Annotated in this window: 13 protein-coding genes; 5 read left to right on the top strand and 8 right to left on the bottom strand. The window is 42.1% G+C overall.

Translation table 11 applies throughout. The features are described 5' to 3' along the window. Positions 1-24: 24 nt before the first annotated feature. The 4 genes from ACYVNW_RS04225 (at position 25) to rpmA (ending at position 2,897) form a co-directional block, all read left to right on the top strand. The gene (locus ACYVNW_RS04225; RefSeq protein WP_460678595.1) at positions 25-1,419 is read left to right on the top strand and encodes a dicarboxylate/amino acid:cation symporter; all 1,395 of its coding nucleotides are present in this window, start codon (positions 25-27) and stop codon (positions 1,417-1,419) included. Between the two features lie 210 nt (positions 1,420-1,629). After that, complete coding sequence (locus ACYVNW_RS04230; RefSeq protein ID WP_460678596.1) at positions 1,630-2,052, top strand: hypothetical protein; 423 nt, start codon at positions 1,630-1,632, stop codon at positions 2,050-2,052. A 76-nt stretch (positions 2,053-2,128) separates the two neighbouring features. Then, the gene (gene rplU, locus ACYVNW_RS04235; RefSeq protein ID WP_460678597.1) at positions 2,129-2,437 is read left to right on the top strand and encodes a 50S ribosomal protein L21; all 309 of its coding nucleotides are present in this window, start codon (positions 2,129-2,131) and stop codon (positions 2,435-2,437) included. A gap of 49 nt (positions 2,438-2,486) precedes the next feature. Next, positions 2,487-2,897 carry a 50S ribosomal protein L27 gene (gene rpmA / locus ACYVNW_RS04240; RefSeq protein WP_460678598.1) on the top strand — a complete coding sequence of 137 codons (411 nt, stop codon included), beginning with the start codon at positions 2,487-2,489 and terminating at the stop codon, positions 2,895-2,897. A gap of 60 nt (positions 2,898-2,957) precedes the next feature. Here rpmA and ACYVNW_RS04245 read toward each other — a convergent pair whose 3' ends face one another. The 5 genes from ACYVNW_RS04245 to ACYVNW_RS04265 all read right to left on the bottom strand — a co-directional run bounded on the left by ACYVNW_RS04245 (position 2,958) and on the right by ACYVNW_RS04265 (position 9,082). Further along, positions 2,958-3,383 carry an energy transducer TonB gene (locus ACYVNW_RS04245; protein WP_460678599.1) on the bottom strand — a complete coding sequence of 142 codons (426 nt, stop codon included), beginning with the start codon at positions 3,381-3,383 and terminating at the stop codon, positions 2,958-2,960. A 49-nt stretch (positions 3,384-3,432) separates the two neighbouring features. Next, positions 3,433-4,407 (bottom strand): polyprenyl synthetase family protein, encoded by a 975-nt coding sequence (locus tag ACYVNW_RS04250; protein WP_460678600.1) that lies wholly within the window; start codon positions 4,405-4,407, stop codon positions 3,433-3,435. Between the two features lie 30 nt (positions 4,408-4,437). Next, entirely contained in the window at positions 4,438-6,582 is a 2,145-nt protein-coding gene (rnr, locus tag ACYVNW_RS04255; protein WP_460678601.1) for a ribonuclease R, read from the bottom strand. A gap of 82 nt (positions 6,583-6,664) precedes the next feature. Continuing rightward, positions 6,665-8,374, bottom strand: a complete 1,710-nt coding sequence (locus tag ACYVNW_RS04260; RefSeq protein ID WP_460678602.1) for an ABC transporter ATP-binding protein — start codon at positions 8,372-8,374, stop codon at positions 6,665-6,667. Then, a complete protein-coding gene (locus ACYVNW_RS04265) occupies positions 8,375-9,082 on the bottom strand; it encodes a 3'-5' exonuclease (protein ID WP_460678603.1) in 708 nt (235 codons plus the stop codon). A gap of 143 nt (positions 9,083-9,225) precedes the next feature. On the opposite strand from ACYVNW_RS04265, the gene ACYVNW_RS04270 reads away from it, so the two are divergent. Next, positions 9,226-9,951, top strand: coding sequence for a glycosyltransferase family 2 protein (locus tag ACYVNW_RS04270; RefSeq protein ID WP_460678604.1), 726 nt, complete (start codon positions 9,226-9,228; stop codon positions 9,949-9,951). 31 nt (positions 9,952-9,982) lie between these two features. On the opposite strand, the gene ACYVNW_RS04275 is transcribed toward ACYVNW_RS04270, so the two are convergent. Genes ACYVNW_RS04275 through ACYVNW_RS04285 form a run of 3 tightly spaced genes read right to left on the bottom strand, consistent with a single transcriptional unit; the run spans position 9,983 to position 11,966 of the window. Further along, entirely contained in the window at positions 9,983-10,387 is a 405-nt protein-coding gene (locus ACYVNW_RS04275; protein ID WP_460678605.1) for a hypothetical protein, read from the bottom strand. A gap of 57 nt (positions 10,388-10,444) precedes the next feature. Then, the gene (locus ACYVNW_RS04280) at positions 10,445-10,960 is read right to left on the bottom strand and encodes a hypothetical protein (RefSeq protein WP_460678606.1); all 516 of its coding nucleotides are present in this window, start codon (positions 10,958-10,960) and stop codon (positions 10,445-10,447) included. A gap of 7 nt (positions 10,961-10,967) precedes the next feature. After that, complete coding sequence (locus ACYVNW_RS04285) at positions 10,968-11,966, bottom strand: PorP/SprF family type IX secretion system membrane protein (RefSeq protein WP_460678607.1); 999 nt, start codon at positions 11,964-11,966, stop codon at positions 10,968-10,970.

Genomic DNA, 11,966 nt, shown 5'->3' on the forward strand with positions numbered 1-11,966 from the left:
CTTTAGCGTTTCAAAAACCAATTAATGACCAGAAATAAACTCACCATATACATTTTTGTTGCCCTTTTGGCCGGTATTATTGCAGGCTATATTTATAACATTACAGTAATTGAAACTTACAATAAAAAAATAGCGACTGCTGATGCTGCTGTAAAAAAAGCCGACCTCCAGTTACTTAATTTTAAAGATACCACCGTTGCTGATTACCGCACTGTAAAAGCCGTTCGCACCGAACAGGCGAAAATACGTAAGGAGAATGACACTGCCCGTGAAGATAAGTTAGAAGGCTTTAGTATTCTCAGCGATATCTTTTTACGCCTCATTAAAATGATTGTGGCGCCGCTGGTGTTTACCACTTTGGTAGTAGGGGTAGCCAAGGTAGGTGATATTAAAGCGGTTGGGCGTATTGGTGGCAAAACCATGCTGTGGTTTTTGAGTGCTACTTTGGTTTCGTTGCTGTTGGGCATGATGCTGGTCAACTTTTTTGAACCGGGGAAAGCTATGCACCTGCCGTTGCCAGATAGTCATTTAGGTATTGATATTAAGAAAACTGCTATATCACTACGCGACTTTATAAGCCATGTATTTCCTAAAAGCTTTGTAGAATCTATGGCTAATAATGAGATTTTGCAAATTGTAGTTTTCGCCCTGTTTTTTGGCGTAGCAACTGCAGCCATTGGCGAAAAGGGGGAAATTGTAATTAAAGCCATGGATGCCTTTGCGCATGTAATACTGAAGATAACCGGGTATGTAATGCAATTGGCGCCGCTGGCTGTATTCGGTGCAATTACAGCTATTGTGGCCAAACAGGGTTTAGGCATCTTGTCTACTTATGCTATATTCATCGGCGAGTTCTACTTCTCTTTAGTGATACTGTGGCTGGTGATTGTATTAGCTGGTTTTGCTGTTTTAAAAGGCCGGGCATTCAACCTGATAAACAGCATTAAAGATGCGATGCTGATTGCTTTCAGTACCTCTACCAGTGAAGCGGCTTACCCACGGGTGCTGATAGAATTGGAGCGCTTTGGCTGCAATAACAAGATCGTAAGTTTTGTGCTGCCCCTGGGCTACTCATTTAATTTAGATGGTTCGATGATGTACATGACGTTTGCGTCTTTGTTTTTGGCGCAGTCATACGGCATTCATTTAAGTGTTCAACAGCAGCTATCTATGCTGCTGATACTGATGCTCACCAGTAAGGGTGTGGCTGGCGTACCACGTGCATCGTTGGTAGTTATTGCCGGCACTATTGCCATGTTTAATATACCCGAAGCAGGTTTGGCTTTACTAATCGGTATTGACCCATTGCTGGATATGGGCCGTTCGGCTACCAATGTATTAGGTAATGCCATGGCTACAGCTGTAGTTAGCAAGTGGGAAGGAGAGTTGAAGGGAAGTAGCGAGCAGTTGAGCAGTTAGTTTTGAATATGATAATACAATGAAGACAGCGGCTGCCAAAATGCTGCAAATTCATTTACATTTGCGCTGCAAAAACAGGTGATAATCACCCATTCATAAATTTGACTACTTCATTTATTATAAATTCCCATGTCCGACCGCGGTAAAAAGATATTTATTATCCTCACCATTGCTGTTCCTTTTTTATTGTATTGCGTATACTATTACAGCATGATGATTGGAAACGCGCCCTATAAATTCTCTGAGTTTAAATCCATCCAGTTTCGCTATGGTACAGGTGATACCCTGCTGAACCAGTACAACTCCTTAACCGGTGATTATCAATATTTAAACAACCGTGATTCGATCATCAAATCAAAAGCTATTTTAAAGAAAGATGATTTGCTGTACCTGCACCGCAAAGCGGCCGATTTAGGTTTTTGGAACTTCCCGTCGGATGAAACCGGCGATACTACATCTATTAATGGCCGTAAGGTGCCGCGTTTTTATATACAGTTTAATTACCAGCGTAAAAGCAAAACGGTAACCTATGAACCTACGTTTAACGGTGATACTAAACTGAAAGATGCCAACCAGCAATTAATCAAAGAAATTCAAAAAATATTAAATGAAGCAGAGTCCAGAGGAAATTAACCGGGCTATTGTTTTTCAGTATTTAAATGAATATCTTTGCACCTCAAATTTTTAACAACATAATTATTTAACAACAATGTACGCAATAGTAGATATAGCCGGACAGCAATTTAAAGTTGCAAAAGACCAGTATCTTTTTGTACACCGCTTACAGGGAGATGAGGGCGCTAGTATTGAATTTGACAAAGTATTATTGGCTGAAAACGAAGGTAACTTCAAATTAGGTGCTGACTTAAACGGCGCTAAAGTTTCTGCCAAAATCGTGTCTCATGTAAAAGGTGATAAAGTTTTAGTCTTCAAAAAGAAAAGAAGAAAAGGCTACAAAAAGAAAAACGGTCACCGCCAGCAGTTCACCAAGATTGAAATTACTGGTATTACATTATAATTAAGGTTAAACGTTGAAGCTTAAGCTTCGTTAAAAACACTGATAGAAAATGGCACACAAAAAAGGTGCGGGTAGTTCCAAGAACGGCCGCGAATCGCATAGCAAACGTTTAGGTATCAAAATTTTCGGTGGTCAGCCAGCTATTGCAGGCAACATCATCGTTCGTCAGCGTGGTACCAAACACAATCCAGGTCAGAACGTAGGTATCGGCCGTGATCACACCCTGTTCGCTTTAATCGACGGCCAGGTAGTGTTCCGCAAAAAAGCTGATAACCGCTCTTACGTTTCAGTATTACCTTTCGAGGGTGCTGAAGTAGCGCAAGAAGTTGCTCCGGTTGTAGCAGCACAATCTGAAGCCGCTGCTAAAAAAGCAACTAACGGTAAAGCTGTTGTAGCTCCTGTAGCTGAAGAGGCTCCTGCCACTGAAACCGCAACTGATAGCGAAGAAGTAGTAGCTTAATTTTTAAGCTTTCTTTATAAACATAAAAGGCTTGCATTATTTAATGCAAGCCTTTTATGTTTATAAATTGGGTGGGAATTGTATCGGTACTTTGAACCGCACCCGTACCGGATTTCCATTTTGGGAAGCCGGAATCCACTTTGGAGATATTTTGATTAGCCTTATAGCTTCGGCATCTGTATCAAAAGATAAACTTTTATCAACTTTTATATCATCTAAGCTTCCGTCTTTTTCAACTGTAAAAGCTACGATAACTTTTCCTACAATATTGTTGTCTTTAGCACTTTTAGGACACATTGTATTTCGATTAATGTATTGAAAGAATACATCCATACCGCCACGAGGTTCAGCCATAATTTCAACAGGAGTAAAAACTTCTTTAGGAAGTTTCACCGCGGGTTGGTTAAGGCTTGTGTCTCCTACCTGTGCTTGTGTAGAAAATGAATTGATTATAATAATCAGCCCTGTAAAAAATAAATATTTCATTGATTGGAAATTGGGATATTGTAAGGTTAAAAATATTATAGTTTAGGCACTAATTTTCTCTCACCATCAAGCTATCTGCAAAATCATGTAAATATTGCTTTCGTTCGGCAGATAACTGTATTTGATCTAAAGCTTTAAAAGCCTTATCAGTGTAAGCTTGCATAGCTTGCTCAGCATGTTGCTTAACTTCCAAATCGTTGTAAATACTGGTAACAGCGCTTACCTTTTCGGTTGCATCATAGTTGCCGGCGTTTAGCCAGTAATTGAGTTGGTTAGCCTGTTTGTCTTTGGCTAACTTTAAGGCTTTTATTAATAAAAAGGTTTTTTTGTTAGCTAAGATATCGCCTCCTACCTGCTTACCAAACTTTTCAGGGTCGCCGTACACATCTAAAATATCATCCTGAAGCTGAAAAGCTACGCCCAGGTGTTCACCGAAGTTGCACAGTAAATCGGCATCCTGCTCAGATGCGCCACCAATCAACGCACCGATTTTTAAAGCGCCACCCAATAGCACAGCCGTTTTTAACCGGATCATGTTCAAATAGGCATCAATGCTTACATCAGCGGTTTGCTCAAAATTCATATCATATTGCTGGCCTTCACAAACGCCAACAGCAGTATTATTGAATATAGTAAGCACCTGGCGTAAGAGATGATCTTCCACCTGCATGATGAGTTTGTAGGCTTCCACCAGCATCACATCTCCGGAAAGGATAGCGATATTCTGGTTCCATTTTTCATGCACGGTAGTTTTGCCCCGCCGCAATGGCGCTTTATCCATAATATCATCGTGCACCAACGAAAAATTGTGAAACACTTCAATAGCTAAAGCAGGTGATACAGCGGTTTGGGCATCGCCGCCAAAAAGTTCGCAAGCCATTAACAGCAATACAGGGCGCATGCGTTTGCCGCCAAGCGAAAGTATGTAGGTAATCGGCTCATATAACTCGGCTGGCTGTAAGGGAAAACCTAACTCACCAACGGCTTTGTTAATCAGGATCTGAAAATCTTTTACAGTATTCATATAAAGGAACAGATTGCAAAGTGCAGTTTGTTAGCGGTCTTGCACCAAAGTGAAGTCAATCTGTTTTTTCGTTAAATCTACGTTTTTTACTTTAATCTGCACCTCATCGCCCAATTGATACACCTTCTTTTTGCGCTGACCAATGATGGCATAGTTCTTCTCATCCAGAGTGTAAAAATCGTCCGAAATATCGCGTAAACGAATCATGCCCTCGCAATTGTTTTCGGTAATCTGCACATACATACCCCATTCGGTGACGCCCGAAATTACGCCGGCATACACTGTGCCAATATGGTCCTGCAGGTATTCGGCCTGTTTATATTTTACTGAGGCACGTTCAGCATCTGCAGCTTTCTTTTCCTTTTCAGAGCAATGTTTGCTCAAAACTTCGTAATGTTCAGCATTGGCCGACTGGCCACCTTCCAAATAATGCAGCAACAAGCGATGCACCATCACATCGGGGTAACGGCGTATAGGAGAAGTGAAGTGGGTATAATGGTCAAAAGCCAGGCCATAGTGGCTGCTGCTCTTGGTAGTATAAATGGCTTTAGCCATGGAGCGGATAGCCAGATGCGTTAGTACATTCTGTTCCTTTTTCCCTTCAACATCAGTCATTAAGTGATTGAGCGATTTCGCAATTTCGCGGTCGCTTTTCATATTAATGCGATACCCAAAACGGGCAGCGAATTGAGCAAAATTACCCAGAGTTTCTGGGTTGGGTGCGTCGTGTGCGCGGTAAACAAAGGTGTACTTCTTTTTACCTTTACCTTTTTTGCTTATAAATTCGGCCACCTTCCGGTTGGCCAGCAACATGAAATCTTCTATTAGCTTGTGGGCATCTTTGCGTTCTTTTACAAACACACCGATAGGTTTGCCCTGCTCATCCAGCTTAAACTTCACTTCCTGTGTTTCAAAACTGATGGCACCGTTTTTAAATTTACGGTAGCGCAGCTTGTGTGCCAGTTCGTTCAGCTTTTCTATTTCGGTTTGAAAATCGCCTTGTTGTGTTTCAATTACCTGTTGTACTTCTTCATAAGTAAAGCGGCGATCCGAGTGGATAATGGTTTTGCCAAACCATTCGTTTACAATTTGGGCTTCCTCATCCAATTCAAAAACAGCTGCGAAGCAAAGTTTGTCTTCATGTGGGCGCAAAGAACACAAACCGTTCGACAGGCGCTCTGGTAGCATCGGTATTACGCGGTCAACTAAATAAACAGATGTTGCACGGTCATAAGCTTCCTTGTCTAAAGCGGAATCCGGAATGATGTAATGCGCCACATCAGCAATGTGAATACCTACTTCATAATTGCCATTTTTTAACATTTTGAACGATAAAGCATCGTCAAAATCTTTGGCATCATATGGGTCAATAGTAAATGTGATGGTCTGACGAAAGTCCCGCCTTTTGGCAATTTCTTCCTCAGTTATGATATCTGAAATCGCCTCAGCTTCATTTTCAACTTCCTTAGGGAAAGAAAGCGGGAACCCATATTCAGCCAGGATGGCGTTCATTTCGGTATCATTCTCCCCCTGTGCACCCAGTATGTTTTTAATACGGCCGATAGGGTTCTTTGCGCCCGGCGGCCAATCGGTGATTTGGGCCACTGCTTTTACACCGTTTTTTGCACCGTTAAGGCCATCTGCCGGAATAAAAATATCGTGCAACATCTTGCGATCGTCGGGTACGAAGATGGCAAAGCGATCGGAAACCTTGACGATACCGGTAAACTCCATTTTGGCCCGGCTAATGATTTCAGTCACTTCACCTTCTTTTCGGCGGCCTTTGCTTTTGGCATATACGTAAACTTTCACTCGGTCGCCGTGCAAAGCAGTGCGCAGTTTACGAGGAGCAATGAAGATATCACTCTCAGCCTCGTCATCGGTTATAATAAAGGCAGAACCATCGGTAGTCATGTCTACCCGGCCTTCCACAAAAGTTTTCATTTCATGCAGCTGGTATTTGCCCCGGCTACTTTCTTTTAAAGTGCCTTTCTGATGCTCTTCTTTCAGTATCTCATCAATAATGGCCCTCGATTCCTGGTCACTAATATTGAGTTTTGCAGATACCTGAATATAATTAAGCGGCTCTTTACTGCCATGCTGCTCGAACACACCGAGCACCAACTGCGAGAGTACTTGCTTAAAAGAATTATTATTGCTTTTTCTTTTCGACATAAATAGATTGTGTGGCTAATATACACATCGCAAGTGAATCTAATACGCATGCGCCATCAGGTTGTAATGCAATATAGCTTTACTATATTGTATAACCCGGAATAGAGGCAATCAGTTTTTGTGTATACGCTTTTTGCGGATGATAATATATATCATCCGGATAGCCGCTTTCTTCTATCTGCCCCTTGTTCAATACAATCACCCGATCAGAGATGTGCTTGATTACTGATAAATCATGCGATATGAAGATATAAGTGAGTTGAAACTCGGCTTGCAGTTCTTTTAGCAGGTTGAGTACCTGCGCCTGAACCGAAACATCTAAAGCCGAAACTGATTCATCACATACCAAAAACTCGGGCTGAAGTATCAACGCTCGAGCGATAACGATACGCTGCCGCTGTCCGCCTGAAAACTCATGCGGATATCGGTTGAAATGTTCGGGTAACAAGTTTACCCGCTGAAGCATGTCCAGCACTTTTTGCTTGCGCTGGGTATCATTATCATACAGCCGATGAACTTGTAATGCTTCCATTATGGCCCGGCCTACCGTAATGCGTGGGTTGAGGGAAGAATAAGGGTCTTGAAAAATGAGCTGCATATTTCGGCGCATTTTTCTCAATTCGTTAGACTTTAATTTCAGCAAATCGGTGCCCTTATATTGAATTTGGCCCGATGTGGGTTCCATTAAGCGCAGTATACTTCGGCCTAAGGTGCTTTTGCCACTACCAGATTCGCCGACCAAACCCAATGTTTCACCGGGATAAACGTCGAAGCTTACCTCATTTACTGCTTTAATATAGTCTTTCGCTTTTCCGAACAATCCTTGTTTAACCGGGTACCAGGTACACAAGTTGCTCACGCGAAGCAGGGGAGGTGCTTGATATAGCTTTGACCGTCGTTCGTAAATTTCATTTTCGGGATATAAATGTTGCTGTAACACCTGTTGCACATCCGTTGTCGCGCTGTTGTCCGTTTGATAAAAGTCGGCTACAACAGGCAGCTTTTTCAAACGTATGGCAGGCGATGGACGGCAAGCCAGCAAACCCTTGGTATAAGGGTGCTGCGGGTGGGTCAGCAATTCTTCTACCTCATTTTCTTCAATACATTCGCCTTTGTACATCACCATCACGCGGTCGGCCACTTCGCTAATCACGCCGATATCGTGCGAGATAAAAATCAGGCTCATATTGCGCTCTGCTTTTAACTTCAGGAGCAATTCAATAATAGTTTTTTGTACAGTTACATCAAGGGCGGTGGTAGGTTCATCAGCAATCAGCAACTCCGGATTGCAGGCCAGGGCCATGGCAATCATTACCCGCTGTTTTTGTCCTCCAGATAATTGGTTAGGGTAACTTTTGTACATTAACTCGGGGCGGGGGAGCTGTACTTCATTAAATAAATCAACAACCGCTTGTCGGGCGGCTTTTTTGGAGATAGATTGATGAGTGAGTAAAGCTTCTTGCACCTGGTAACCGCAGGTAAGCACCGGGTTAAGGGAGGTCATGGGCTCTTGAAAAATCATAGCTATGCGGTTGCCACGGATGCTTTGCATCTGCTTTTCACTCAAACCAAGCAAATCCTGATCGTTCAGGTAAATATGACCTGTAATTTGAGTAGTGGCCGGATTGTGCAGGCGCATAACAGCCAGTGAGGTAACAGATTTACCCGAGCCCGACTCACCCACAATGCCTAGCGTTTCGCCTTTTTTAACTTGAAATGAAATGTTTTTTACAGCATGGTAATTGCCTTCGGCGGATAGAAACCTGATATCAAGATTTTCAACCTTCAGCATTTATGCGGGTACAATGTCAATAATATCTTCGGGCATCAGTTCTTCACCTCTGAAACGTCTTAAAACCTGCGCAGTGGTAATCACATCCTTTTGGCAGTAGGTGCAAATACGGTTCAGGTCATTGTCTACCCAGTAAACATCAGCCACCATGCTGCCGTCAATATCATCTTTTGGTGTGGGGATACCAAAGATAGCAGCCAGCAGATTTAAAGAAGTATAGTTTTTAAAATCGCCGCATTTCCATAGCTCCATGGTATCCAGGTGCTGTACTTCCCATGGTTTTTTGCCGCACAAATCCAGCTGGGCAGGCAGCTTTACGCCATTAACCAGCATGCGTCGGCAAATGTAAGGGAAGTCAAACTCCTTGGCATTATGTCCGCATAAAACCAGGTTTGCCGGGCACTTAGACAGCATATCGGCAAATTTCTGTAACATCGAGCCTTCATCATGCGAAGCAAAAGAAGTAAGCCGGAAGCCTTTATTTTTGGTAAGTATGCCTACCGAAATGCAGATGATCTTACCAAACTCCGCCTGAATGCCGGCGCAGCGATAAAACTCGGCTGGTGACTCATCTGGCTGGCGTTGCTTTCGGGTTTTTTCGTCCCAAAGTTTTTGCATCAACGGCGACAGCTCATCAAAGCTGCTGTACTGCGGAACGGTTTCAATGTCCAGCACCATTACATTGTGCAAATTCAAATTTTCAAGCATCGCCAGTTAATAGTCGGGTAAAAATATTAAAAATATGCTGATTAAAGCATAATGGTGGATAAGTTGCTGTCGTTTGGAGGTAGAACCCATAATTTTGTATTTTCGGTATTTAATTAGTTGCTCGTCCATCTGCGTATTTGCCTATGAATATTACCAAGCTTTCCATCATCATTCCGGCCTATAATGAGGAAGCAACTATTCATCTGATTTTGGATAAAATTAAAGTAGTACAACTTATAAATCAGATTGCGAAAGAAGTCATCATCGTAAACGATTGTTCAACTGACGGTACGGAACAAGTTATACAGCAGTACCAAAGCAATCATCCAGATTTAAATATTCGGTATTACAAACATGAGCACAATAGAGGTAAAGGTGCAGCGCTGCATACCGGCATTGCCAAAGCAACCGGCGAATATACCATCATTCAGGATGCAGATTTGGAATATGACCCTGCAGAATATAACGACTTATTGCGCCCCGTTTGCAACGGCTTTGCCGATGTGGTTTACGGCTCTCGCTTTATGGGCAATAACCCACACCGCATATTGTTCTTTTGGCATACTATAGGCAACCGCTGGCTCACCTTTATAACTAACATGTTTGCCAATTTAAACCTTACGGACATGGAGACTTGTTATAAGCTGTTCAATACGCAAATGCTGCAAAGCCTTCATTTACGCGAACAACGCTTTGGCTTTGAGCCGGAGGTGACATTGAAGATAGCACGTATCTCCAAATTGCGATTATACGAGGTAGGTATTTCCTACTACGGCCGAACGTATGATGAGGGGAAGAAAATAAACTGGCAGGATGGTGTAAGGGCTATATGGTGTATTATTAAATACGGGCTGTTCAAGTATAAATAACAAAGGCAACTCACTGAGTTGCCTTTGTTATTTATTTAATCATTACGCCTGGCTTATTTACCACCGGCAGCTTTATAAAGTTTGACTCAACGATACTTTCGGGCAGAAAGACGAATTTCTTATCATATATTTCCTTTCCAATATAGTAAGTAAGCCAATACTCATTGGTTAAGCCGAAAGTTTGCTCATCAATGGGCTCTATTAAAGCTTTGGACTGGCCTTCGAGCACCGGAATCATGTGGCGAAGGGTAGAAGTTTTTACCTGTTCACCGTCTTTTTCGCCATAGCCTTTTGAAGTAATTAAAACATTTTCAATCGGCTCATATTTAAGGTTAATCAGGTACACATACCATAGCTTACTTTCAATGCTTTCATTCTCGAGCGCTATGCCAATGGCGATGTCTTTTACAGTATAATCAGGAATATCTTTTAACATTGATGTTATCTTTCTTTAAACGTGCGAAGATAACAATGATAGCACGACTTTGTTAAACTATGAGTTTGATTTATTAGAGAGGCAAGCCAGTTGCTCCTGAAAGTTCCTTTCGTCATTTACAGGTATCTCGCTTATGATACTGTTTTGTGAATTCAAAATCAGCCAGCTTTTAACATGAAGATTTTGAAGTTTGTCTACATCAGCACTGGTCAAACTGGCTTCAAAATTGTCATCAGCCATGCGTTTATTGTCATTTGTAGATTTTTTTGTGTGCTTAATCGTTAATATTAAATTTGAGCCATCCGCCAGTTTTGCTCCAAATGCTATAGGTTTGATATTGATGCCAGTAGTAAGTCTCAATTTAAATTTGAGTTGGGCAGCCGATGATGATGTAATATTAACCATGATCATTTTGACTGCGCTGTATGATGCCGGGGTACGCACATAGAAATACAGCTCAGGCGTGCTTTGTATCAGCTTCCCGCTTTTAGTGGTAGTTATTAGATGACATTGCGCTTTTAACGAGCAAACAATTGTTAGAAAGAGAGAGAAGGTTAAGATAAGTCTTTTCATAAGTGTACTAAAATCTTGGGCAGCGAGGCTCTGCGTTATGTGCGCCTAAACGGTAGATTAAAGATATCTCATAGGTTTCAGGCTGATAATTTAAATTACCATTTGAAGCTTTGCTATAATTTAGCCCTAAACTGAAGTTCTGATAATCGGCACCAATGTATGGAATGAGTGCGTCTTCCAAACGTGTCCATAAGCCAAGGTATAACTTGAAGGCGGCATTATCAGTGCTGTTATTTTTAAAACCATAAGCGGCGCCTATCAGCTTGTCGCGCGCTGTGGACTGCTGCATATACAAACCGCTGAACAGCACGGAAGACTGTGGACTGATATTGATTTCGCCACCGGCATGAAAGGCTGTACGTATAGCTACCGAATTGCCGGCAGGGTTAAATAATGATTGTTTTGGGCGCGGAATGTGGTACATGGATGCCCCTGCATACAAATTTACATTTTCCAAATGGGCTGCATACAGCAGTCCGGCTTGTAAGTCAATGTAACTGCTGGATGAGTTAGCGTAATTAACATTAACAGGTAAAGATGGATCAAACCCCTGCCCGTTAAACTGCGAAGCAAAAGTGAGCCTGTTAAAATCCAGATATAGGTTTGAATATGTAAGCTGTATGCCCAATGCCAGTGTCTGCCGGCCCTGGTAATCCAGGCTTTTGTGATATGCTGTTGAAGCAGAAACATAATTGCTTTGCAAAGCGCCATTTAGTGATTGCTCGAACAAACCGCTTAAACCAACAGCCCATACATCATCTTCGGGAATTGAATTGGCTAATATTTTGGCATCTGCCGACAGGCTGGTGGTTGAGTACTTGTAACCTACGTTCCACCATTGGTTTCTTTGATTGGCTGATATGCGCACGTTGCCATCGAAAAAACCGGTATTGGCAGGGTTTAAACTTAAAGGGGAAGCAAAATATTGTGAGAAGTGTGGATCTTGTGCAATAGCCCATTGGCATAAAGCGATAATGAAGGCAGTAATATATAATCTTTTCATCAT

It is taken from the genome of Mucilaginibacter koreensis, assembly GCF_054783355.1.

Bases quoted from the DNA above. Each gene is read 5' to 3' on its own strand.
- ACYVNW_RS04270 (WP_460678604.1), top strand. From the start codon at position 9,226: ATGAATATTACCAAGCTTTCCATCATCATTCCGGCCTATAATGAGGAA.
- ACYVNW_RS04280 (WP_460678606.1), bottom strand. From the start codon at position 10,960: ATGAAAAGACTTATCTTAACCTTCTCTCTCTTTCTAACAATTGTTTGC.
- ACYVNW_RS04230 (WP_460678596.1), top strand. From the start codon at position 1,630: ATGATGATTGGAAACGCGCCCTATAAATTCTCTGAGTTTAAATCCATC.
- ACYVNW_RS04245 (WP_460678599.1), bottom strand. From the start codon at position 3,383: ATGAAATATTTATTTTTTACAGGGCTGATTATTATAATCAATTCATTT.
- rplU (WP_460678597.1), top strand. From the start codon at position 2,129: ATGTACGCAATAGTAGATATAGCCGGACAGCAATTTAAAGTTGCAAAA.
- ACYVNW_RS04225 (WP_460678595.1), top strand. From the start codon at position 25: ATGACCAGAAATAAACTCACCATATACATTTTTGTTGCCCTTTTGGCC.
- ACYVNW_RS04260 (WP_460678602.1), bottom strand. From the start codon at position 8,374: ATGCTGAAGGTTGAAAATCTTGATATCAGGTTTCTATCCGCCGAAGGC.
- rpmA (WP_460678598.1), top strand. From the start codon at position 2,487: ATGGCACACAAAAAAGGTGCGGGTAGTTCCAAGAACGGCCGCGAATCG.
- ACYVNW_RS04265 (WP_460678603.1), bottom strand. From the start codon at position 9,082: ATGCTTGAAAATTTGAATTTGCACAATGTAATGGTGCTGGACATTGAA.
- ACYVNW_RS04285 (WP_460678607.1), bottom strand. From the start codon at position 11,966: ATGATGAAAAGATTATATATTACTGCCTTCATTATCGCTTTATGCCAA.
- ACYVNW_RS04275 (WP_460678605.1), bottom strand. From the start codon at position 10,387: ATGTTAAAAGATATTCCTGATTATACTGTAAAAGACATCGCCATTGGC.
- ACYVNW_RS04250 (WP_460678600.1), bottom strand. From the start codon at position 4,407: ATGAATACTGTAAAAGATTTTCAGATCCTGATTAACAAAGCCGTTGGT.
- rnr (WP_460678601.1), bottom strand. From the start codon at position 6,582: ATGTCGAAAAGAAAAAGCAATAATAATTCTTTTAAGCAAGTACTCTCG.